Raw genomic sequence first — 22,066 nt, 5'->3', positions numbered from 1 at the left:
TTGTCGCACTTTCGCCGTCCGCACAGTGCAGCATGTCTTATCTTGGACATCCATTCGGATGCCCAGGACATCGGCAAGGAGGGGATCGATGGAACACAAAGATCTCGACTATCTCCGTAGCGTCGCCGACGTTCAGCCGAAGCCCCTGTCGCGGCAGGAGCGGCTGGATCGTTGGATCAGCCTTCTCGAGCGTGAGCCGGAACGGCGTCTCAATTCCCTTGGTGAAATCGAATACAAGCCGCCAGTGGAACGGGCGCTGGTGCGGGAAGACAATTCCCCGCTGACGGTTGCCTATCAGGACCCCGTCCTGCGGGCGGACGGGCTTGCAAGCGACCGGCTCGGCGATGCCATGCGCTATTTCGGGCTCTCCGATGGACAGGCGCATTACGCCCTATGCTCATGCCTCAGCGGCCATATGGCGGAATCCGGAGCCTTCGCGCGCCGCCTGCGCAATGTGACCGGCGACGTGGCCTGGCAGCAGGCAATCGGCGCGTGGGCTCTGGCCGGGCTGGCGGTGGGCTTGCCTGCAGTCGTCTATCTGTTGGGCTGAGAGAAAAAGCCGATTGATTCCGACGGCCGGGGATGGGCACCATTCCCCGGTCGGTGCTGTTTGACTGTGGCCTCAAGCTCGACCATGAAGAATGGAGCAGCAGTGCAAAGGCCTTGATCCATGCTCCATATCGAGCCCGTAACTCTCGCAACCGACAGGCTCATTCTCCGCCCCTTAAGCCTCGATGACGTGCCTGCCTTGGGCGTGGCCTCCAGCGACGGCAATCAATGGGAGAAGAAGACCACCACGGTTCCGCGCCCGGAGGGGTTCGAGGACTACGTGCGAAAGGCGCTCGAACTTCAGGCGGCGGGCCTTGCGCTTCCCTTCGCGACCGTGGTGAAGGACGGCAATCAGGTTGTCGGCTCGACACGATTCATGAACATCGACGCGCTCAATCACCGGGTGGAGATCGGCACGACCTGGATCGCGAAATCCTGGCAGCGGACTTTTGTGAACACTCATGCGAAGTTTCTCATGCTCCGGCATGCCTTCGAGGTGTTAGGCTGCAACGCGGTCGAGATCCGCACCCATTCGCAGAACGACCAGTCCCGCGCCGCCATCGAGCGCCTTGGCGCCAAGCTCGACGGCATCCTGCGCCGCCACATGATCATGCCCGACGGACATATCCGTGACACAGCCGTCTACAGCATCCTCAGCGATGAATGGCCCGCGGTGAAGGCGCGCTTGGAGCAGCGGCTTTCCGCATAGTTGTTGAGCTTGGCTGTTTGGCGGAACGCTCCATTCAGCGTAACGTTGTCTCTCCAGCCTAAGAAAGGAGTTCGAGCATGGGCAGCGTCGTGCGTGACAATGCAGCCGGTCACCGTTTCGAGCTTGAGCGTAACGGACATCTGGCTTTCGCCACTTATGAACGCCGAGGAGAAGATCTCGTTATCCGCCATGTGGAAGCGGCGATTCCCTTGCGCGGCACAGGGGCCGCTGACGAGCTGATGCGGGGCGTGGCTGAGATCGCCCGCGCCGAAGGGCGCATGATCACGCCGCTCTGCGGCTACGCTTACACCTGGCTGCGTCGGCACAAGGATTATCGTGACCTTCTGAACTGACTTTCGCCCCCTTCATCCTGGGTGTGCCTTTTCGCCGTACTGCGGACTGCGTCAAAAACGACTACAGGTCGAACTTCATCGACAAGAAACGAAGTTCGCCAAGGGGGCGTCCGTGACTAACGTGATCGAGAAGGCAAGAGAGCTCTTGCGCAGGAAAAGCGTGGCCATCACGGTTGGCATCATGGCCCTAGCCGTGGTTCTGGCTGCCGTGTCTGTGCCCTTTTTCGTCTCCGACAAGGTCGATGAGATTGCGTATTCCGAGTTCTCCCGTGAACTCGGCGAGGGCAAGGTCAGCCGCATTCAGGTGCAGGATGGCGGCCTGACCGTCTGGACCGGAGATCAATCGGCCTTCGTGCGCCTTCCGTCCTCCATGCTGACGGCGCAGATCATCGACCGCGCGACTGCCTCCGGCGCGCAGGTGGATTTCAAGAAGTCGGGCATCGATCCCTCCCATGCCGCAAGCTTCGTGATTTCGCTCATCATGGTGGTGGCCGTGCTGGCGCTGGTGGCGGTCCAGGTCGATTTCAAGCCCACCAACCGCTGGCCGCGCACGGTCAGGAACATCCCCGACCGCTTTGACGGTGTGGCCGGACAGGAAGAGGCGAAAGCCGAGCTGCAGGAGGTGATCTCCTTCCTGCGCGATGGGCAAGCCTTCGAGAATGTGGGTGCCCGCATTCCGCGCGGCGTGCTGATGGTCGGCCCGCCCGGCACAGGCAAGACCCTTATCGCTAAGGCTCTGGCCGGCGAGGCCGGCGTGTCCTTCATTGCCGTCTCGGGCAGCGATTTCTCAGCGCCGCTGATCGGTATCGCCAAGGGCCGTGTGTCCAAACTGTTCGAGCAGGCGCGCCGCAAGGCTCCATGTTTGATCTTCATCGACGAGATCGATGCCATCGGCCGCAAGCGTGGCGGCGGCGGCTCGGCGGCGGATCGCGAGTTCGAATCAACCCTCAATCAGCTCCTCGTGGAGATGGACGGCTTCAACACCAGTTCGGGCGTGATCGTCATCGGCGCGACGAATAGGGTCGACGTGCTCGATCCCGCGCTGCTGCGTCCCGGCCGCTTCGACCGTCAGGTCCATATCGGCCTTCCCGACATCACGGGCCGTGAGGCGATCCTCGCCGTCCATGCCCGTAACGTGAAGCTGGCGGGAGGTGTCGATCTCGCCTCCATCGCCCGTGGCACGCCCGGCTTCTCCGGCGCTGATCTCGGCAACCTGCTCAATGAGGCTGCTATTTTCGCGGCGCGCGAAGGTGTCGCCGAGATCGACCGTGAGCATCTGGAGGCTGCCCGCAACAAGATCATCATGGGCCTGGAGCGCCGCTCGCTTGCGATCACCAGCGAGGAACGCAGGCTCGTTGCCGTGCACGAGGCGGGGCACGCTCTCTGTGCCTGCCTGACGCCGGGCTCCGACAAGGTGCACAGCGCCACAATCATCCCACACGGCCAGGCGCTCGGCCTCGTCATGCGCCTGCCGGAGAACGACCGCTACTGCATTCCCGTCGAGAAGCTCGAGGCTGACCTTATCGTCGCCATGGGCGGACGCGCGGCGGAGGAGGTGGTCTTCGGTCCCCGTAAGGTCACGACGGGCGCTGCAAGCGACATCGCACACGCCACCAATATCGCGACCCGCATGGTCACCGAATGGGGCATGAGCCCCGCCATCGGGATGATGAAGGTCGCGCGTTCGGGCGAGAGCTTTCCGCGCGAGGTCGAGCAGGAGATCCGCCGGATCATCGAAGAGATGTATGCCGCCGCGAAAACCTGCATCGAGGACAATCGCGAGGCGCTGGACAGACTTGTCGCCGCTCTCCTGGAGAACGAGACCATTGATGGCGATGAGGTTCGCCGCATCGTGGCCTTGAGCGAGAGGCGGCTGGCGGCCTGAGCCAGCCCTTCACCTTCAACACGACTCCTTTCTGAAGCATGGCTCAGATTTGACAAACGGGACGACGTGTAGGAGTCTCGGAACATCATGTTGAGCACCGCATATCACCGTCGCGGCCTGCATCGAGCAGGCAACCTCATCGCGGGCAAGTAGCCCCGAGCTCAACGCGCGTGCGCGCTCCGGGCTCGGGGCGCTCCAAGATAGCTGTATCATCGGACATCTTGTGAGGCCGGATGCTCGTGCATCCTGTGCGACGGTAAGTTTCAACAACTCCTCAAGCCCTTGCTCTGCAAAGCGGAGCGCAATCCCTCTCATGCGGCCGCATTGCCATGTGGCCAGCCGAGGGGCGAGGCTTGTCCTGAGTTAGCCTGCGCACATCAAACCTCCTCCTGACCGTTGATCAGAGCTTGCTCCAACCCGGAGCAGTTTCCCCTTGCCGATGCTGAATGACGATCACAACAGACAGGAGATTTGAGATGGCAAAAAAACCGGCGGGCGGCGCAAAGCCCCGCATCATTCTGACGGCCTCAGACCACGAGAAACTCTCGCTGCTTGCCCGCGCAGCCGAAAGCACGATGCCCGACATCGCGTTCGAACTGGCCGAGGAACTGGACCGGGCGAATGTGCTGCCGGAGGGTCGGGCTTCTGATGCTGTGTGCATGGGCTGCGAGGTCGAGTTCCGCGATGACGTCACGGAGAGGGTGCAGACCGTAATCCTCGTATACCCCAATGAGGCCGATATCTCGAAGGGGCGCATCTCGGTCCTGACGCCTATCGGAACCGCCCTGATCGGTGTGCCTGTCGGCAAGTCTATCAATTGGATCACGCGGACTGGCGAGACGAAGCGATTGACGGTGCTGCAGGTGCGCGAGCCCACCGTCGCATCATGAGGAAACCCTTTGCAGGACGCCCCGATGGTGCCGTGGTCAGCCTGCCGCGTGCTTTGTCTAAGCTTGGTTTCTGCTCCCGCACTCAGGCCGAGGCGCTGATTGCCGAGGGGCGCGTGCGGGTGGATGGCCGGGCTGCTCGCAATGTAGCGACCCGCGTCGATCCCAAACGCGCCCGCATCACTGTCGATGGCGAGCCTGTCGTGGCGGAGCGGAAGGTGTACCTGATGCTCAACAAGCCGCGCGGCCTGGTCACGACACGCGACGATCCGCAGGAGCGGGCGACGGTCTATGATTGTCTGAAAGGTCTCGACCTGCCGTTCGTCACACCGGTGGGGCGGCTGGATAAGGCGAGCGAGGGCCTGCTGCTTCTGACGAATGATACCCGCTGGGCGCAGCGTGTGCTGGATCCCGCTTCGAATGTCGAGAAGGTCTATCATGTGCAGGTCGATTGCCAGCCGGACCCGGCAATGCTGGAAAGGCTTGAAGCGGGCATGGTGCTCGATGGTGAGCGTCTCGTCGCGAAATCGGCCCGCGTTCTTCGCGTCGGCTCCCGCAACGCATGGCTCGAAGTGGTTCTCAGCGAAGGCAAGAACCGCCAGATCCGGCGCCTTCTCGAGGCCATTGGCGCTAACGTGATCCGCCTTGTGCGCATCGATGTCGGGGGAGTGCAGCTCGGCGATCTTCGGCAAGGTACCGTCCGTCACCTCACGCCTGGCGAGAAGGCCATGCTCGATGCTCCTGCTCGTAATGCTCCGGACCGGCGGGAGGCCTCGGCTTCGTATCGATGACGCCCAACCCTTCTGGCGGCGGGCGGATTTATTGAATATGGTGCCGGCTCAGAACAGGGGGCATCAGGTCATGAAGCGTATTCTTCAAGCTGTTTTCGTCGTCGGCATCGGTTTGATGGCGAGCGCCTGCGACAAGTGCGGAAACTGGAACGTCAACACTCCTAAGATCTGCCACGGCTCCGGCCAGCAGCGCTGATCTCCATTGTTGCAGGGCGAGAGATGAGCCGAACCGTCAATGACTTCGGTCTGGTCTGCGGAATTCTGCCGCAAGGCGCGCGGAACGCGATCACGGACGTGCCGGGCGTCAGGGTGGGGCACTGCACCCTGCGCGATGGGGACATCAATACCGGCGTAACGGCCATCCTGCCGCATTCCGGCAGCCTCTTCCGCCGCAAGGTCGTGGCGGCTTCCGAAGTGATCAACGGGTTCGGCAAGTCCACCGGTCTGGTGCAGATCGACGAACTTGGAACGATCGAGACGCCGATCCTTCTCACGAACACACTCTCCGTCGGTGTCTGCGCGACGGCTCTGATCCGCGAGGCGATTGCGCAGAATCCCGATATCGGGCGAAGCACGTCGACGGTGAATCCTGTCGTGGGCGAGTGCAATGATGGCCCATTGAACGACATTCAAGCCATGGCCGTGACCGAAGATCATGTCAGGGCGGCCCTGGCCGCCGCGGATGACGGGCCGGTCGAGCAGGGGAGCGTTGGCGCCGGCACGGGCATGACCTGCTTCGGCTTCAAGGGCGGCATCGGTTCGGCCTCGCGCAAGATCGCTCTCGATGGCTCTGATCATCATCTCGGCGTGTTGGTCCTGACCAACTTCGGCAATGCCGGCGATCTCGTTCTCCCCGATGGACGTCGCCCTTCGCCCAAGCAGATGGAACCTCCGATCAAGGCACAGGAAAAAGGCTCCGTCATCATCGTGCTCGCCACCGATGTGCCGCTCGAACACCGTCAGCTCAAGCGCATCGCCAAGCGTGCCGGTGCGGGGCTTGCGCGTCTCGGCTCGTTCTGGGGACATGGCAGCGGCGATATCGCGATTGCGTTCACGACGGCGAACACCATCGACCACGACAGCAAGGCCGATCTGGTGGAGTGGCGCATCCTGAATGAAAACCGCATCGACCTGCTGTTCCGCGCGGCCACCGAGGCGACGCAGGAGGCTGTGCTGAACTCGATGCTTGCGGCGGACAGCTTCATGGGCCGAGGGGGCAAGACGCGGGTTTCCCTGGCGGACGTCCTGCATGGCGCTGGTTGAGATACCGGTCATTGTTCTTCGGCCGGTTTCTGGCTAACCAGAAGCAATTGCTCCCACGTCCGAGTGCTTTCTCTTGAAACTCATCCTCTTCGATGTCGATGGTACGCTGGTCGACAGCCAGAACATCATCGCGGCTTCCGTCCATGGGGCCTTCCTCGCTCTCGGCATGACACCACCGAGCCGCGAAAAGTCGCTTTCCATCGTCGGTCTCTCCCTGGTCGAAGCGTTCAAGGTGCTGGCGGGTCCTGACTCGCCCGCCGAGGACCTCGCCCAGGCCTACAAGGACGCCTACAATGTCCTGCGTCTCGATCCCGCCAACGATGCGCCGCTCTTCTCCGGGGCGGGTGAATGCATCGAGCGCCTGAGAGGTCGTGACGACGTGTTGCTGGGCTTGGCCACCGGCAAGTCGCGCCGGGGCGTCTCCATGCTGATCGAGCGGCACGGATGGGAAGGCGTCTTCTCCACGATCCAGACTGCGGATGACGCGCCCTCGAAGCCCCATCCGGCCATGATCCTCCAGGCCATGGAGGAACTCGGTATAGGGCAGGACAAAACGCTGATGATCGGCGATTCCAGCTACGACATGGCCATGGCCCGATCCGCCGGGGTGCTGCCCATCGGCGTTTCCTGGGGCTTCCAGCCCGTGGACGTGCTGAGGGAAACGGGGGCCCGCCATATCGTCGATAGCTACGCCGAGCTTGAACCTATTCTGCAAGCGTTCCTGTCGGAACTCTCGCATCTTCCCGCCTGAACGCCTATCTCACAGCCATGACAGATTCACGCGACTGGTTTCCTGACCAAGACGAACCGAACCCCATGCGGGCGGCTCAAGCCGGCATGAAGCCCACGCTGCCCAAGCGCTTCTACAAGGAGGCGGGTGTGGAGGAGCGGGACGGGCTGTTCCATCTCACCCTCGACGGGCGTGTGGCCAAGACGCCGAGCAAGCAGGCGCTTGCCGTTCCCTCGCGCGCGCTTGCCGAGGCCATGGCACGGGAATGGGCCGGGCAGGGGGAAGAGATCGATCCAGCGAGCATGCCGATCACCCGCATCGTCAATTCCGCTATTGATGGTGTCACGCCGCGGCAGGCGGAGGTGGTGGATGATCTCGTGCGCTATGCGGGTTCCGATCTCGTCTTTTACCGGGTGAGCGAGCCGGCGCGGTTGGTCCAGTCTCAGGACTCAGCCTGGAACCCGATTCTCGACTGGGCCAAGGATACGCACGGCGCCCGTTTCACCCTCGCGGAAGGCGTCATGCATGTGAGCCAGCCGGACGAGGCGATTGCTGCTGTCCGCAACGTGATCGAGGGGATTAACTCACCCTTCGCACTCGCGGCCCTTCATGTGATGACCACGCTCTCCGGTTCGGTGCTGATCGCGCTGGCCCATGCAGTCGGGCCTCTCGATGCCGACCAGGCTTGGGCGGCTGCTCATGTGGATGAGCTTTATCAGGAGAGCGTCTGGGGCGAGGATCATGAGGCCATGGAGCGCCGCCGCAGGCGCGAGGCCGATTTCCGGGCTGCCTCCGAGGTCTTCCATCTCCTCCGCACTTAAAAATTGGAAAGCCGCCGGCGTGGGGGCATACCGGCGGCTTTCCGTGAGGCAATCAGCTTTTTTACGCACGCCTAAAGCTGATGCCGCACTTCTTGCGAACCGAGGCTTCCTCGATGGCCTGCATCTGGCCCTTCAGGTTCGCGAGTTCGGCGGTCTTGGCATTGTCGCCGCCCACGAAGAATGCGGCCGGCCAGAAGACGACCAGGGCAGCGGTGGTGGCGACCACGTCACGGGTATGCTGGGAATCCTGGGCGCCGGCAGCCGCTGCGGCGGCAGAGCTGACACGCTGGGCCTCCACGCTCAGGTCGCGGCAGCTATAGCCTGCATAGGCGGCGGTCGAGACGTAGGAAGCCGACACATTCTCCGAGCGGCTGGCGCAGCCGGCGGCGGTCAGGGAGAGAGCCGCAGCGAGAGCGGCGAGGGGACGGATGGTGTTCACAGTTTTTCCTCAGCAATGTTATTGCGTGCTATGAACTAGAGCTGACAGCTGGGCCGTGAAGGCCTGGCAATGTGCTGTGGAACACACGCCGTAAGTGGCATTTTGAGCCGCGTATGGCTGTGCTAAGCGGGAGGCCACTATTTCTCCCGGCATCAGGGACCACCCATGAAAGACATTCTCGAACGGCTTGAAGAGCGGCGAGCCCAGGCCCGCCTCGGCGGCGGTGAAAAGCGCATCGAGGCGCAGCACGCCCGGGGCAAGCTCACGGCGCGGGAGCGGATCGAGCTCCTCCTCGACAAGGGCTCCTTCGAGGAATTCGACATGTTCGTGGAGCACCGCTCCAGCGATTTCGGCATGGAGAAGGTGAAGATCCCCGGCGACGGCGTCGTCACCGGTTGGGGCACGGTCAACGGCCGCACGGTCTTCGTCTTCGCCAAGGACTTCACGGTGTTCGGCGGTTCGCTCTCCGAGGCGCACGCCCAGAAGATCACCAAGATCCAGGACATGGCGCTGAAGATGCGCGCTCCCATCGTCGGTCTGTTCGATGCGGGCGGCGCGCGCATCCAGGAGGGCGTGGCGGCGCTCGGCGGCTATGGCGAGGTGTTCAAGCGCAACGTGATCGCCTCGGGCGTCATTCCGCAGATCTCAGTGATCATGGGGCCGTGCGCGGGTGGCGATGTCTATTCGCCGGCCATGACCGATTTCATCTTCATGGTGCGCGACCGCTCCTACATGTTCGTGACGGGGCCCGACGTCGTGAAGACCGTTACCAACGAGACGGTGACTTCGGAAGAACTCGGCGGCGCGAAGGTGCACACCACCAAGTCGTCGGTGGCTGACGGCGCCTATGACAACGACGTGGAGGCGCTGCTTCAGGTGCGCCGCCTCATCGATTTCCTGCCCGCCAACAACATGGACGGCGTGCCAGAAATCCCAAGCTTCGACGATCCGAACCGCACGGATGACAGCCTCGACACCCTGATCCCGGACAATCCGAACAAGCCCTACGACATGAAGGAGCTGATCCAGAAGGTCGTGGACGAGGGCGATTTCTTCGAGATCCAGGAATCCTACGCCAAGAACATCATCACGGGCTTTGCCCGTATCGAGGGCCGCACGGTCGGCTTCGTTGCAAACCAGCCGATGGTGCTCGCGGGCGTTCTCGATTCAGACGCATCGCGCAAGGCTGCGCGCTTCGTGCGCTTCTGCGATGCGTTCAATATTCCGATCGTCACCTTCGAGGACGTGCCGGGCTTCCTGCCGGGCACGGCGCAGGAATATGGTGGCCTCATCAAGCACGGCGCGAAGCTGCTGTTTGCCTATTCTGAGGCCACAGTGCCGCTGGTGACCGTGATCACCCGCAAGGCCTTCGGCGGCGCCTATGACGTGATGGCCTCAAAGCATATCGGCGGCGACATCAACTACGCCTGGCCCACCGCACAGATCGCCGTGATGGGCGCGAAAGGCGCGGTGGAAATCATCTTCCGCCAGGACATCGGCGACGCGGAGAAAATCGCCGCGCGCACCAAGGAATACGAAGACCGCTTCATGTCGCCCTTCGTGGCTGCCGAGCGCGGCTATATTGACGAGGTGATCATGCCGCACTCGACCCGCCGCCGGATCGCGCGAGCCCTGGCGATGCTGCGTCACAAGGAGACGGAGCGGCCTTGGAAGAAGCACGATAATATCCCGTTGTGAGCATGTCAGTCCCCTGCAATCGTTCCTGGGTCTCCACCGCCATCCAGATCATCGAGGCGGATTTCAACCGGTCGTCGGATACACATCTCTTGCAGGTGCCGCTGCCTGCGGTGCCGGGGATTTCGCTTTATCTGAAGGATGAGTCCACGCATCCGTCGGGGAGCCTCAAGCACCGTCTGGCGCGCTCGCTGTTTCTCTACGGGTTGTGCAACGGCTGGATCGGGCCGGAGACCACGATCATTGAGGCGTCGAGCGGGTCTACGGCGGTGTCGGAGGCGTATTTCGCGCGGATGTTGGGGCTTCGCTTCATCGCCGTGATGCCGCGCTCCACGTCGGCTGAAAAGATCGCGCAGATCGCGTTCTATGGCGGCGAGAGCCATTTCGTGGATTCGCCTGCTGCGATGTACGAGGAGAGCGCGCGTTTGGCGCGTGAGCTCAACGGTCATTACATGGACCAGTTCACCTATGCCGAGCGGGCGACGGACTGGCGCGGCAACAACAACATCGCGGAATCCATCTTCAGCCAGATGGCGCATGAGGAATACCCGATCCCGAGCTGGATCGTGGTGGGCGCGGGCACCGGCGGCACCTCGGCGACGCTGGGGCGCTACATCCGTTATCGCCGCCTGCCGACGAAGCTGTGTCTCGCCGATCCGGAAGCATCCGTGTTCCACCGTCATCTGGCGGATCGGAGCGTGTGCACCGTGTCCAATCCGCCCTCCGTCGTAGAGGGCATCGGCCGTCCGCGCTGCGAGCCGTCCTTCGTGCCGGAACTCATCGATCGCGCTTATGCGGTTCCCGATGCAGCCAGCATCGCCGCGGCGCGCGTTCTTTCTCGCCGCATCGGCCGTTCCTGCGGCGGCTCGACGGGCACCAACCTCTGGGCCGTGGCGCAGGTCGTCGGCGAGATGGTGCAGAGGGGCGAGAAAGGCTCCGTCGTGACGCTTCTGTGCGATTCAGGCGACCGCTACCGCTCCACGCATTTCAACGACGATTGGCTGAAAGAGCGCGGCATCGACATCAAGCCTGCTGAACAAGCGATCGAGCGCTTCTTCGAGACCGGCGTTCTTCCGGACAGCAAATAGCACTCGTCTTCATTGAGCGGATGCTCTCGCCTTGCCTCGCGTTCCTTAACGGGCAGACGCAAAAGCGTGCCGCTGTTGTTCAGCAAATGCAACAATGCTGCGTATGAGGCGCTGAAAAGACCTCCTTGCGGGGCTGCGGGGCCGATGGGGGTCTATGCCGAAATCCGTGCAGGCGCTGGAAAATTTCGCTCATCAATAATCCGGCAACCAAAGACTCTCAACAAGGCTTAACCTCAACACCGATTCAGCATGCCGCGTTAACGGTTTGCGGCGCTGCTCGTGTGAAACTCCTCTCAACACAAGAGATCAACCGGCTGGACCCGTGCAAAAGCCGGAGGGAGACACGAGCATGTTGAAGGACAGCCTTCGCGATTTCATCGATGGTGCAGCCGAGCGCAGCTTTATCTCGGCCGATGACGTGAAGACGCTCATGGGCGAAATCCTGGACGCGGGCATCTCGAGCCGTCTGGAAGTGGAATCGCTCCTGGCGCTCGATCGGATGATCGAGGCCGATGAGAGCTGGGGTCCTGCATTGACCAAGCTCGTCGTGGAATTCGCGGTTTGGAAGCGGGCGCCCTTCGGCGTGGTCAGCGGGGACGATGCCCTGTGGCTGGCAACCGTTCTGGAAGTGAGCGGCCCGAGCCCGAACGCCATGAACATCGCCTATGCCATCCTGGATGAGGCTGGCTATGTGGACGTGGCTCTGCTCGATTTCATCATGCGCGGACGCCAGCAGGCCCGCCGGAGCCTCATGGCGGCGTGAGGGCCAGCCTCATCTAACCTAAAAGCTAAAGCAGCCCCGCTTCCCGAATGCGCCGATGTGCAGTAACGGAGGTGGGGCTAAGTTTTTAGGGTGGAGCATCGAGGCTCATGTTCGACAAGATCCTGATTGCCAACCGTGGCGAGATCGCGTGCCGGGTCATCAAGACCGCCCGCCGCATGGGTATCAAGACCGTCGCCGTCTATTCCGATGCCGACAAGGATGCGCTCCATGTGGAAATGGCCGACGAGGCCGTCCATATCGGCCCGGCCGCTGCCGCCCAGTCCTATCTGATCATCGAAAAGATCGTCGAAGCCTGCAAGGCGACGGGCGCCCAGGCCGTCCATCCGGGCTACGGCTTTCTCTCGGAGCGCGAGGCTTTCCCTAAGGCGCTTGCCGAGGCAGGAATCGTCTTCATCGGCCCCAATCCCGGCGCCATTGCCGCCATGGGCGACAAGATCGAGTCGAAGAAGGCAGCCGCCGCCGCGAAGGTCTCGACGGTTCCCGGCTATCTCGGCGTCATCGAAGGGCCCGAGCAGGCGGTGCAGATCGCCAACGAGATCGGCTATCCGGTGATGATCAAGGCCTCCGCCGGTGGTGGCGGCAAGGGCATGCGTATCGCTTACTCCGCCGACGAGGTGGCCGAGGGCTTTGCCCGCGCCAAGTCGGAGGCGGCGTCCTCCTTCGGCGACGACCGAGTCTTCATCGAGAAGTTCATCACCGATCCGCGCCACATCGAGATCCAGGTGCTCGGCGACAAGCATGGCAACGTGATCTATCTGGGCGAGCGCGAATGCTCGATCCAGCGTCGAAACCAGAAGGTCATCGAGGAAGCGCCGTCGCCGCTTCTCGACGAGGAGACCCGCCGCCGCATGGGCGAGCAGGCTGTCGCTCTGGCCAAGGCCGTGGGCTACGATTCCGCGGGCACGGTCGAGTTCGTGGCCGGCCAGGACAAGTCATTCTACTTCCTCGAAATGAACACCCGTCTGCAGGTGGAGCATCCGGTGACCGAGATGATCACCGGTGTCGACCTTGTAGAGGAAATGATCCGCGTGGCAGCCGGCGAGAAGCTGCGCCTCGCCCAGAGCGACGTAAAGCTCAACGGCTGGTCGGTGGAAAGCCGCATTTATGCGGAGGATCCCGTCCGCAACTTCCTGCCCTCCACAGGCCGCCTCATCACCTACCGTCCGCCGGAAGAGGGCGAGCAGGACGGCGTGACGGTGCGCAACGATACCGGCGTCTATGAGGGCGGCGAGATCTCGATCTACTACGATCCGATGATCGCCAAGCTCGTGACCCATGCGCCGACCCGCGCGCAGGCCATCGAGGCCCAGGCCACCGCGCTCGATGCCTTCGCATCGACGGCATCCGCCACAACATCCCGTTCCTATCCGCGCTGATGCAGCACCCACGCTGGAAGTCTGGCGCGCTCTCCACCGGTTTCATCGCGGAAGAATTCCCGCAAGGGTTCAAGGCTCCCGCGCCTGAAGGAGAAGTTGCTCTTCGCATGGCTGCGGTCGCGGCGGCCATCGATCACCTCCAGAACGTGCGCAAGCGCTACATCTCGGGCCAGATGCGCGAGGCGTCTGCCGTGCAGTTCGATCTGGAGCGCGTCGTCATGATGGGCTCCGCCCGTCATGACGTGGTTGTCGAGGACGAGGAGGACGGCATTGTCGTGATGATCGACGGCCAGTCCTGGCCGGTCGAGTCCGACTGGGTGCCTGGCGAGCCCGTATGGACCGGCATGGTGGGCGGCGAAGAAATCGCGGTGCAGGTGCGGCCGATCCTCAACGGCTTCGCACTCGCCCATGCGGGTACCTCGGCCGAGGTGCGCGTCTACACGAAGCGCGAGGCGGAACTCGTGGCACTCATGCCCGAGCGCCAGGAGGCGGATACCGGCAAGCAGCTATTGTGCCCGATGCCGGGGCTCGTGAAGTCGATCAGCGTTTCCCAGGGCCAGGAGGTCAAAGCCGGCGAACCGCTCTGCATCGTCGAGGCGATGAAGATGGAAAACGTGCTCCGCGCCGAACGTGATGGTACAATCGCCAAGATTCATGCGAAGGAAGGCGACAGCCTCGCGGTCGATGCCGTCATCTTGGAATTTGCCTGAACCGAAGGGATTGTCCCGATCCGGCTATTGGCTCTGCTGGGCGGGGACGGCGATCGCCTTCGCCCTTCTTGCATTCTGGCCGAATATCGGACTCGGTTTCGGCAACACGGCGATCGCTCTCTTCGCCGCCGCCATGCTCCTTGTCGTGCCCGTGCTGTGGGTCCTTCGCCTGAGAAATGCGGGCCGATCCACTCTATGGGTTCTGCCGATCGGGGTGGGGCTTATCACTCTTTCCATGGCGTCTTGCGATATGCTCGCTGGGCGAGCCGGCTTCGACACTGGCAAGGTCCCCGACAACGCGACCGAGCAAGCCCTCCAAAATGCCGTCTTTCCGGAGTTGGCTCTGATCGTCGGTCTGGCATTCCTCGCCGTCACGCTCATTATCGGCATGCTGCCGCCGAAGCCGGTCATCATCACCGAAAGCCAATCCTGAGATGCCCCTCTATTTCGCCTATGGGTCCAACATGGACCAAGCCGCCATGCTGCAGCGGTGCCCGGCGTCGAAGCCCGTAGGCGTCGCGCGGCTCATGCGCCACCGCTTCATCATCTTCGATGCGGGCTATGCCTCCGTGGTGCGAGATCCGCAGCGCGCGGTCTGGGGCATGGTATGGGATCTGGCGCTGGCGGATGTTCCCGCCCTCGACCGCTACGAGAGCCTGTCCACAGGGCTCTACACGAAGGTGGTGCAGCCGGTCGTGACGGAACAGGGGCCTCGCCGGGCTGTGGTCTATGTGGGGCATAGCGCGAAGCCCGGCACACCTCGTTCCGGCTATATGGAGGGCGTCATCGAGGCGGCCCAGCATGCCGGCCTGCCGGAGGATTACATCCGAAGCCTGGGCATGTGGCTGCCGAAGGCGCCGGTCTCAGCCGCTCCCGTTCCCCAGCAGCCGAAAGTGCGCCCGCTCTGGGCTGCGCCCACGAGCACGATCCGCAAGTAGCGGCGGGCTACACACCATCGCCTCCAGAACCTTTGCCGTGGGCACGCGTTGAATCGCATGTTGCGTTAGAGGTGTGTTGAGATGGAAACGAAAGTAAAACGGAGTTCGACCTGGAAGGCCTATGGCTATGCCTGGGTGACCTTGGGCTTTTTCTTGATTTCCCTTGTCGGGCACTGGCTCTTCGGCTGGTCCGCCTATGTCAACGACCAGCAGGCTCATGCCCAGCCCATCCTCATGTCCGAATATCTCGTCGAGATGATGCGGGACACGCTGGAGAACTGGCAGTCCGAGTTCCTGCAGCTCCTCTGGCAGGTCGGCGGCCTGGCCATCCTGCTCTATGTGGGCTCGCCCCAATCGAAGGAGGGCGACGACCGTATGGAGGCCAAGATCGACGAGATTCTGCGCAAGCTGGACCCGCAGGATGGAGAGCGTATCATCAAGACCCTCGACGAGGATTATGCGGGACGCCATACGGATGCTCGCCATGCCCATTATTGAGGATCGATGAGTAACGACCGCATCGCCCATGTCTTGATCCACGGCCGTGTCCAGGGTGTCGGCTTCCGCGCCTGGACACACCATCAGGCCGAATTGCACGGCTTGAAAGGCTGGGTACGTAACAGGCGTGATGGCAATGTCGAGGCGGTGTTCTCAGGACCCGGCGAAATGGTCGAGGTCATGCTCAAGGCCTGCCATCAAGGGCCTGCTGGCTGCCTTGTGCAGTTGGTCGAGCCGGTCGAGGGCACCGATCCGGAGCTTGGCGATGCGGATGGATTCGAGGTCCGCGGGACCGTCTAGGCCTTCGGCCCTGTCTCGACAGATCCGCCCGCCTTTTTCCAAGCCGTGAAACCGCCCTCGATATGAGCGACCGGCTTCAAGCCCATGTCCTGCGCCGTGGCTGCGGAGAGGGCCGAGCGCCAGCCGGCGGCGCAGAAGAACACGAAGGTCTTGTCCTGGTTGAAAACCGGCTTGTGATAAGGGCTTTCCGGATCGATCCAGAATTCCAGCATGCCGCGCGGGCAATGCACCGCGCCGGGAATGCGGCCCTCCCGCTCCAGCTCGCGAGGGTCGCGCAGATCCACGAACACCACATCCTCGCGTCCATGCAGGGCGACAGCCTCATCGGTAGGCAAAGTGCGAATCTTTGCGCTGGCTTCCTCGAGCAAGGTCTTGTAGCCGCGTGAGATGGTCTGAGGCATGGTTGGATGGCTCCCCTTTCAGGCTTCCTTCAAACTGGGCATGATGGCGGCGGAGTCAACGGAGACGAAGGTTGCTGGGTTTCACCATTCTCGATTACGCGGCATTGGGATTTTTCCTTCTCGCCTGGTTCGGCTACCACGCCGCTGTCGAGTTCACCCCGGCAGGGCAGAAAAGCCTCAACAAGGTGATGAACGGCTATCGCTTCCGCTGGATGGAGCAGCTCGTGGTGCGCGAGAACCGGATCGTGGACACCACGATCATGGCTTCGCTCATGAACGGCACGGCCTTCTTCGCCTCCACCTCGCTGATCGCCATCGGCGGTGTGCTGGCTCTGCTGCGCTCGACGAACGACGTTCTGCCGATCTTCTCGCAATTGCCCTTCGGGCCGCCTCCCACGCCTTTGGCCTGGGAACTCAAGGTGATCGGGCTCGCCGTCATCTTCGTCTATGCGTTCTTCAAGTTCGCCTGGTCGTATCGCCTGTTCAATTACATGGCGATCATCGTGGGTGCCGTGCCTGTGCTGAAGGACGGCAATCGCGAAGAGGCGCTGGTCGTGGCCCGTCAGGCTGCCGCCATGAATGCCGTGGCCGGAAAACATTTCAATCGCGGACAACGGGCATTCTTCTTTTCGCTCGCCTATCTCGGCTGGTTCATCAGCGCCTATCTGTTCATTCCGGCGACAGCGGGAGTTCTCTTCGTCATGTGGCGACGCCAATTCGTTTCCGATGCGCGCGCGGCTGCGCTGGGACATAAAGATGCCTAAGAACGTAAGTCCCGATGAACTCGAAGCCGCCTTGCTTGCGCTCCTCAACGAGCGCGGCCCTGGCAGGTCGATCAGTCCCGCCGACGTGGCGAGCGCCGTTGGCGGTCATCGGTCGGAAGAATGGGGGCCTCTCATGCAGCCGTTGAGGCGCGTGGCGGTGCGCCTGATGAAGGAAGGGCGCATTGTGATCGTGAGGAAGGGTAAGCCGGTCGATCCGGACGATTTTCGCGGCACCTATCGGCTCGCCTTGCCGCCTCAATCATGAGGCGAGGGCAACAACTCGTCCGTTCTCCCCGTGACGTAGTAGCCGACAAGCCCCATCCACTCTTTCATGCTCACGTCGAGACGTCGCAATCCTTCTGAGACGGAAGAATGCGGGTGAAGGTTCTTGAAGCCTTTCCCCGTCCGGAAATCGACTGGGTAGGCCGTGACCGGAAATCCGGCTTTCTCGAAGACGGCCGTGGCGCGGGGCATATGCCAAGCGGATGTGATGAGCAGCCAGCGCTCGCCTTTATGAGGCTTCACCAAATCCCGCGAGAACTCTGCATTCTCGGATGTCGTTCGCGAATGAACCTCCATGACGATGCGGGACGGATCGACGCCGACGCTATTCAGGAAATCTGCGATAATAGGAGCTTCCGCTGCCCCTTTTCCAAGAACGCTTCCGCCGCCGCCTGAAATGAGAATGCGGGCATTCGGGTATTGATGCGCCAGCTGAGCCGTCTCGAGCACGCGCTCCAATGCTTCGTTGCCGACAATCCTGCCGCGAGAAAAGGACTCTCCGGCTTGGACGGATCCGCCAAGCAATATGATGCCCTCAACGGGCTTTCCATCGTGCGTGAAGGCTGGAAAGCGCTCCTCCAGAGGAAGCAGCGTATAGTCGGCTATCGGCGAGATCCCGAGCACGAGGGTCATTGCTGCAAAAATCAAGGTGACCTGTATGCCGATCTTCTTCCACGGCGTGAAGCAGGCAAGAACTGATCCGAGCAGGATGAAGCAGAAAAGCAGGTTGGACGGTGTGGCGAAGAACCATGCAATCTTCGAGATGTAGTAAAACACGTAACGCTCTCTTCCTGAGACTTCCGGTCTTCTTGGCGCGATTTTCAAGGCTCGCGCCGTCGCAAAGATTATTCGTGAGGCGAGGGGAGCAACTCGTCCGTGCGGCCTGTGAGGTAGTAACCAACCACGCCGACCCATTCCTTCATGCTCACGTCGAGACGGCGCAAGCCCTCTGACACGAAGGCGCGCGGGCGCTGATTGGCGAAGCCGACATTCGTCCTGAAATCCACCGGATGAGCCGTCACGGGGAATCCGGCTTTCTTGAAGACGGCCATGGCGCGCGGCATGTGCCAGGCGGATGTAATGAGCAGCCACCGCTCACCTTCCTGCGGCTTGACGAGCTCGCGGGAAAACTGCCCGTTCTCCGATGTGGTCCTAGAACGATCTTCGATGACGATGCGGGCTGGATCAACGCCAACACGTTTCAGGTAATCGGCAATGATGGGAGCTTCGGCAGAACCGTCCGAGAAAACCGTGCCGCCACCGCCGGTGATGAGAATGCGCGCGTTAGGATAACGATGAGCGAGTTCGAGAGCATAAAACACCCGCTCGGAGGCTTCGTTGGAAACGAGAACGCCGCGTTCGCTGGAATCGGCCGCTTCGACGGAGCCGCCGAGAAGGATGATGCCGTCGACCGGCTTTCCGTCATCGACAAAAGCCGGAAAGCGCTGTTCCAGAGGAAGCAGAACATAATTGGCGAGGGGCAGGATTCCCAAGGCCAATGTCGCGAGCGTGAATGTGACGGCCATCGCCATCCCGAATTTTCTCAACTTCGAAAATCGCGTGAGAACGAGGCCGAGCAGAATAAGGCTGACGAGCAGGTTGGATGGCGTGGCGAAGAACCAGGCGACTTTAGAGACGTAGTAAAACACCAGCCATCCTTCTGTGCGTAGTTAGGACTTAGACTCGGCTTCGTAGCGAGCCTTCGTTTCTGCATTCGGCGGGTAGAGGCCGGGGAGGGGCACGCCCTTTTCCACTTCGCGCATCACCCACAATTCATAGCGCTCCTGCTCGACGGCGGCCTTCGCGACATCCCCGACCATTGCTGCGGGAATCACGACCACGCCGTCGCGGTCGGCGACGATCACGTCATCGGGGAAGATCGCCACGCCGCCACAGCCGATGGGCTCCTGCCAGCCGACGAAGGTGAGGCCGGCCACGGACGGAGGGGCGGCGACGCCCGCGCACCAGACCGGCAGGTTCGTGCCTTCCACGCCGACCGCGTCGCGAATGACACCGTCCGTGATCAGCGCCGCGACGCCGCGCTTCTTCATGCGCGCGGTGAGAATGTCGCCGAAGATACCGGCATCGGTCACGCCCATGGAATCGACGACCGCAATGCAGCCGTCCGGCATGGCCTCGATGGCGGCGCGAGTGGAAATCGGGGAGGCCCAGGATTCAGGCGTCGCCAGATCCTCGCGGGCGGGCACGAACCGCAGGGTGAAGGCGCGGCCCACCATCTTCTCCGTGGCGTTGAAGGCGGGCATGGGCCCCTTCATCCAGCAGCGGCGGATTCCCTTCTTCAGCAGCACGGTAGTGATCGTGGCGGTAGAGGCTGCGCGCAGGGCGTCGGCAATGGTCTTATCGAGTGACATGAGAGTTTCCTGACGTTAGGGCACGTCTCTCATAGCGGTCACCCGCGCCGAGCGCCACCGTAAGACAAGTGATTGTCACGCAGTAATATTGCCTTATTGCAGTGGACTCAATGAGTCGTGCCTCTTTTGATGGGAATCCGTCGTGAAACGCGTTGCTGTCTTTCTGCTTCTTATTCTCTCGATTATTGCCCAGCCTGCCGGCGCGCAAAGTCTCGGCCCTAAAGCCGCGCGGAAAGCGGCTGAGCGGCTGGTTCAGAAAGTGGTCGAGGCCCTGGCCGCTCAGGATTTCAGGAAACTTGCGTCCTTTGTCGGTGACGAAGGCCTGAAGGTCAGCCCCTATGTGCTGCTGGACGACAGCGATGTGCTTCTGACACGCTCCGAGGTGGAACGTTGCGCCGCGGATCCGGAGGTGCGGCATTGGGGCGAGAAGGACGGCAGCGGCGATCCTATCGAGGCGACCTGCAGCCGCTATTTCGAAGAATTCGTCTGGAATGCGGATTACCGGCAGGCGGACGAGGTCCTCTACAACGAGCTGCGCCAGCGCGGGAACGAGGTCAACAACAACCACGAATTCGCATCCGATGGAATCGTCGTCGAGCTGCACATTCGCGGCACTGGCGACATGGCGGCCATGAATTGGAAAAGCCTTCGCCTGATCTTCCGTCAGGGCGATCAGGGACTATCCCTGATCGCGATCACGCGGGATGTCTGGACGATTTGAAGACGACCTCACATGATGTCGAGATCTCTGATTTCCAGAGCGCGATGCGCCGTTTCTTCCAGCCGACAGAGGAAGGCGTTGTCGAACCCGAGAGCGCCATCCTGGATGACGGAGAAGAGGCCGCACTTGGCATCTCGATAGGCAATCCAGGTCTGCTGCGCCTTGCGCAGGGCTTCGAGCCCCCGGCCTGAAAGCAGGGACGCTTTCTCCCGGTACCATCGGTTCAGGAGTTCATCCCAGATGCGCTCTTCGGCCTGAACGCATGTTCTCGTCCGTGATCTAGGTTTTACTTCTGGGTTTGTGCCTTCATTGCACGCATCCGCGACACGCTTGATGCATTGCCGTTGCTCGATGAGAGATGAGGCCGCTTCCACGCAGGACAGAATGATCTGCTTCTCGGAGCCGGTGGGCTCGATGGAGGCTGGGTCGTCTCCGGACGCGGCAAGAGCCGGCAGAGAAATTAGGAAGGGCAGGAAAAAGATCAGGCGGCGCATGGTGATCAGACCATGCGCCGTCTGATAGAGAGTTGCAAGCTCAAGCCATCTTGTTGAACAGCTCGCGCCCGATCAGCATGCGGCGGATTTCGCTGGTGCCGGCGCCGATCTCGTAGAGCTTCGCGTCGCGCAGCAGGCGGCCTGTCGGGTAGTCGTTGATGTAGCCGTTGCCGCCCAGGAGCTGGATCGCGTCGAGCGCCATCTTGGTGGCGTTCTCGGCGGCATAGAGGATCGCGCCGGCCGCATCCTCGCGGGTGGTCTCGCCACGGTCGCAGGCCTTTGCCACCGCATAGACATAGGCCTTGGAGGCGTTCATCGTCACATACATGTCGGCGATCTTGCCCTGCACGAGCTGGAACTCGCCGATGGATTGGCCGAACTGCTTGCGTTCGTGGATGTAGGGCAACACCACGTCCATGCAGGCCTGCATGATGCCCGTGGAGCCTGCTGCCAGCACTGCGCGCTCGTAGTCGAGACCAGACATGAGCACGTTCACGCCCTTGCCGACCTGGCCGAGCACGTTCTCCTCCGGCACCTCACAATCCTCAAACACCAGCTCGCAGGTGTCGGAGCCGCGCATGCCGAGCTTGTCGAGCTTCTGGTGCGTGGAGAAACCCTTGAAGCCCTTCTCGATGAGGAAGGCCGTCATGCCGCGCGGGCCTGCTTCCGGATCGGTCTTGGCATAGACCACGAGGGTCTCGGCGGTGGGACCGTTGGTGATCCACATCTTGTTGCCGTTGAGCACGTAGCGGTCGCCGCGCTTCTCTGCGCGGGTGCGCATGGAGACCACATCGGAACCGGAGCCGGGCTCGGACATGGCGAGCGCGCCCACATGCTCGCCGGAAATGAGCTTGGGCAGATAGCGGCGCTTCTGCTCATCGGTGCCGTTGCGGCGGATCTGGTTGACGCAGAGATTGGAATGGGCGCCGTAGGACAGGCCGACGGAGGCGGAAGCTCGGGAAATCTCCTCCATGGCGATCACGTGCTCGAGATAGCCGAGGCCCGTGCCGCCATACTCTTCCTCAACCGTGATGCCGTGCAGGCCAAGTTCGCCCATCTGAGGCCAGAGATCGCGTGGGAACTGGTTCGTACGGTCAATCTCTTCGGCGCGAGGAGCGATTTTCTCCTGGGAGAAGTCACGCACTGTTTCACGGATGGCATCGGCGGTTTCGCCGAGGTCGAAATTGAAAGCTTTCGCGGCATTCGGCAGCATTCT

General features: G+C 62.1%; 26 protein-coding genes and 2 pseudogenes. 21 read left to right on the top strand and 7 right to left on the bottom strand.

Features of this window, described 5'->3' with window-relative positions; all coding sequences use genetic code 11:
* Positions 1 to 88 precede the first annotated feature (88 nt).
* From MJ639_RS17065 to MJ639_RS17025, 10 genes are all read left to right on the top strand, one after another.
* Positions 89 to 550 (top strand): hypothetical protein, encoded by a 462-nt coding sequence (locus tag MJ639_RS17065; RefSeq protein WP_243375420.1) that lies wholly within the window; start codon positions 89 to 91, stop codon positions 548 to 550.
* Between the two features lie 120 nt (positions 551 to 670).
* The gene (locus tag MJ639_RS17060) at positions 671 to 1,258 is read left to right on the top strand and encodes a GNAT family N-acetyltransferase (protein ID WP_243375417.1); all 588 of its coding nucleotides are present in this window, start codon (positions 671 to 673) and stop codon (positions 1,256 to 1,258) included.
* A gap of 77 nt (positions 1,259 to 1,335) precedes the next feature.
* On the top strand, positions 1,336 to 1,611 hold the full coding sequence (locus MJ639_RS17055) for a GNAT family N-acetyltransferase (RefSeq protein WP_243375414.1): 276 nt from the start codon (positions 1,336 to 1,338) through the stop codon (positions 1,609 to 1,611).
* Positions 1,612 to 1,723: 112 nt separating this feature from the next.
* A complete protein-coding gene (ftsH, locus tag MJ639_RS17050; protein WP_243375412.1) occupies positions 1,724 to 3,496 on the top strand; it encodes an ATP-dependent zinc metalloprotease FtsH in 1,773 nt (590 codons plus the stop codon).
* A gap of 476 nt (positions 3,497 to 3,972) precedes the next feature.
* Positions 3,973 to 4,386 carry a nucleoside diphosphate kinase regulator gene (rnk, locus tag MJ639_RS17045; RefSeq protein ID WP_243375410.1) on the top strand — a complete coding sequence of 138 codons (414 nt, stop codon included), beginning with the start codon at positions 3,973 to 3,975 and terminating at the stop codon, positions 4,384 to 4,386.
* Positions 4,383 to 5,174 carry a pseudouridine synthase gene (locus MJ639_RS17040; RefSeq protein WP_243375408.1) on the top strand — a complete coding sequence of 264 codons (792 nt, stop codon included), beginning with the start codon at positions 4,383 to 4,385 and terminating at the stop codon, positions 5,172 to 5,174. Before rnk ends, MJ639_RS17040 begins: the two co-directional genes overlap by 4 nt.
* A 70-nt stretch (positions 5,175 to 5,244) precedes the next feature.
* A complete protein-coding gene (locus MJ639_RS17860; protein WP_279306684.1) occupies positions 5,245 to 5,370 on the top strand; it encodes a hypothetical protein in 126 nt (41 codons plus the stop codon).
* 23 nt (positions 5,371 to 5,393) lie between these two features.
* A complete protein-coding gene (locus MJ639_RS17035) occupies positions 5,394 to 6,437 on the top strand; it encodes a DmpA family aminopeptidase (RefSeq protein WP_243375405.1) in 1,044 nt (347 codons plus the stop codon).
* Positions 6,438 to 6,510: 73 nt separating this feature from the next.
* Positions 6,511 to 7,188 carry an HAD-IA family hydrolase gene (locus MJ639_RS17030; protein WP_243375402.1) on the top strand — a complete coding sequence of 226 codons (678 nt, stop codon included), beginning with the start codon at positions 6,511 to 6,513 and terminating at the stop codon, positions 7,186 to 7,188.
* Positions 7,189 to 7,205: 17 nt separating this feature from the next.
* Positions 7,206 to 7,988, top strand: coding sequence for an ATP12 family chaperone protein (locus tag MJ639_RS17025; RefSeq protein WP_243375400.1), 783 nt, complete (start codon positions 7,206 to 7,208; stop codon positions 7,986 to 7,988).
* 61 nt (positions 7,989 to 8,049) lie between these two features.
* Here the strand turns inward: MJ639_RS17025 and MJ639_RS17020 are convergent, their stop codons facing one another.
* A complete protein-coding gene (locus MJ639_RS17020; protein WP_243375398.1) occupies positions 8,050 to 8,427 on the bottom strand; it encodes a hypothetical protein in 378 nt (125 codons plus the stop codon).
* Positions 8,428 to 8,592: 165 nt separating this feature from the next.
* Here MJ639_RS17020 and MJ639_RS17015 point away from each other — a divergent pair, with 165 nt between their 5' ends.
* From MJ639_RS17015 to MJ639_RS16980, 8 genes and pseudogenes are all read left to right on the top strand, one after another.
* Positions 8,593 to 10,125, top strand: coding sequence for an acyl-CoA carboxylase subunit beta (locus MJ639_RS17015; RefSeq protein WP_243375395.1), 1,533 nt, complete (start codon positions 8,593 to 8,595; stop codon positions 10,123 to 10,125).
* A 2-nt stretch (positions 10,126 to 10,127) separates the two neighbouring features.
* Positions 10,128 to 11,210, top strand: coding sequence for a PLP-dependent cysteine synthase family protein (locus MJ639_RS17010; RefSeq protein ID WP_243375486.1), 1,083 nt, complete (start codon positions 10,128 to 10,130; stop codon positions 11,208 to 11,210).
* Between the two features lie 349 nt (positions 11,211 to 11,559).
* Positions 11,560 to 11,973 carry a hypothetical protein gene (locus MJ639_RS17005; RefSeq protein WP_243375392.1) on the top strand — a complete coding sequence of 138 codons (414 nt, stop codon included), beginning with the start codon at positions 11,560 to 11,562 and terminating at the stop codon, positions 11,971 to 11,973.
* Between the two features lie 107 nt (positions 11,974 to 12,080).
* A pseudogene (locus MJ639_RS17000) lies at positions 12,081 to 14,080 on the top strand (acetyl-CoA carboxylase biotin carboxylase subunit).
* Positions 14,073 to 14,513: a hypothetical protein gene (locus tag MJ639_RS16995; protein WP_243375389.1), complete on the top strand. Its 441-nt coding sequence runs from the start codon at positions 14,073 to 14,075 to the stop codon at positions 14,511 to 14,513. The pseudogene MJ639_RS17000 and the gene MJ639_RS16995 overlap by 8 nt, the downstream one beginning before the upstream one ends.
* A 1-nt stretch (position 14,514) precedes the next feature.
* A pseudogene (locus MJ639_RS16990) lies at positions 14,515 to 14,940 on the top strand (gamma-glutamylcyclotransferase family protein); the annotation flags it as partial.
* Between the two features lie 159 nt (positions 14,941 to 15,099).
* Complete coding sequence (locus MJ639_RS16985) at positions 15,100 to 15,516, top strand: DUF6766 family protein (protein WP_243375387.1); 417 nt, start codon at positions 15,100 to 15,102, stop codon at positions 15,514 to 15,516.
* A 6-nt stretch (positions 15,517 to 15,522) separates the two neighbouring features.
* Complete coding sequence (locus MJ639_RS16980) at positions 15,523 to 15,816, top strand: acylphosphatase (protein ID WP_243375384.1); 294 nt, start codon at positions 15,523 to 15,525, stop codon at positions 15,814 to 15,816.
* Here MJ639_RS16980 and MJ639_RS16975 read toward each other — a convergent pair.
* Positions 15,813 to 16,217, bottom strand: a complete 405-nt coding sequence (locus tag MJ639_RS16975; RefSeq protein ID WP_243375380.1) for a rhodanese-like domain-containing protein — start codon at positions 16,215 to 16,217, stop codon at positions 15,813 to 15,815. The genes MJ639_RS16980 and MJ639_RS16975 overlap by 4 nt on opposite strands.
* Before the next feature lie 71 nt (positions 16,218 to 16,288).
* Between MJ639_RS16975 and MJ639_RS16970 the strand changes: the two genes are divergently transcribed.
* Both MJ639_RS16970 and MJ639_RS16965 read left to right on the top strand, forming a co-directional pair.
* Positions 16,289 to 16,981: a DUF599 domain-containing protein gene (locus MJ639_RS16970; RefSeq protein ID WP_243375377.1), complete on the top strand. Its 693-nt coding sequence runs from the start codon at positions 16,289 to 16,291 to the stop codon at positions 16,979 to 16,981.
* Positions 16,974 to 17,246 (top strand): DUF3253 domain-containing protein, encoded by a 273-nt coding sequence (locus tag MJ639_RS16965; RefSeq protein ID WP_243375373.1) that lies wholly within the window; start codon positions 16,974 to 16,976, stop codon positions 17,244 to 17,246. Before MJ639_RS16970 ends, MJ639_RS16965 begins: the two co-directional genes overlap by 8 nt.
* Here the strand turns inward: MJ639_RS16965 and MJ639_RS16960 are convergent.
* From MJ639_RS16960 to MJ639_RS16950, 3 genes are all read right to left on the bottom strand, one after another.
* The gene (locus tag MJ639_RS16960; RefSeq protein ID WP_243375370.1) at positions 17,237 to 18,040 is read right to left on the bottom strand and encodes a YdcF family protein; all 804 of its coding nucleotides are present in this window, start codon (positions 18,038 to 18,040) and stop codon (positions 17,237 to 17,239) included. The two genes, MJ639_RS16965 and MJ639_RS16960, sit on opposite strands and share 10 nt — an antisense overlap.
* 68 nt (positions 18,041 to 18,108) lie before the next feature.
* Positions 18,109 to 18,912: a YdcF family protein gene (locus MJ639_RS16955; protein ID WP_243375368.1), complete on the bottom strand. Its 804-nt coding sequence runs from the start codon at positions 18,910 to 18,912 to the stop codon at positions 18,109 to 18,111.
* A 21-nt stretch (positions 18,913 to 18,933) separates the two neighbouring features.
* On the bottom strand, positions 18,934 to 19,635 hold the full coding sequence (locus MJ639_RS16950; protein WP_243375364.1) for a ribonuclease activity regulator RraA: 702 nt from the start codon (positions 19,633 to 19,635) through the stop codon (positions 18,934 to 18,936).
* A gap of 142 nt (positions 19,636 to 19,777) precedes the next feature.
* On the opposite strand from MJ639_RS16950, the gene MJ639_RS16945 reads away from it, so the two are divergent.
* On the top strand, positions 19,778 to 20,356 hold the full coding sequence (locus tag MJ639_RS16945; protein ID WP_243375362.1) for a hypothetical protein: 579 nt from the start codon (positions 19,778 to 19,780) through the stop codon (positions 20,354 to 20,356).
* 8 nt (positions 20,357 to 20,364) lie between these two features.
* Here MJ639_RS16945 and MJ639_RS16940 read toward each other — a convergent pair whose 3' ends face one another.
* Positions 20,365 to 20,850: a lysozyme inhibitor LprI family protein gene (locus MJ639_RS16940; protein WP_243375359.1), complete on the bottom strand. Its 486-nt coding sequence runs from the start codon at positions 20,848 to 20,850 to the stop codon at positions 20,365 to 20,367.
* A 40-nt stretch (positions 20,851 to 20,890) separates the two neighbouring features.
* Positions 20,891 to 22,063 (bottom strand): isovaleryl-CoA dehydrogenase, encoded by a 1,173-nt coding sequence (locus MJ639_RS16935; RefSeq protein WP_243375356.1) that lies wholly within the window; start codon positions 22,061 to 22,063, stop codon positions 20,891 to 20,893.
* Positions 22,064 to 22,066 lie beyond the last annotated feature (3 nt).

The sequence above is a fragment of the Microvirga solisilvae genome, assembly GCF_022808595.1.
GTDB lineage: Bacteria > Pseudomonadota > Alphaproteobacteria > Rhizobiales > Beijerinckiaceae > Microvirga > Microvirga solisilvae.
This window is presented reverse-complemented; position numbering and strand designations above follow the sequence as displayed.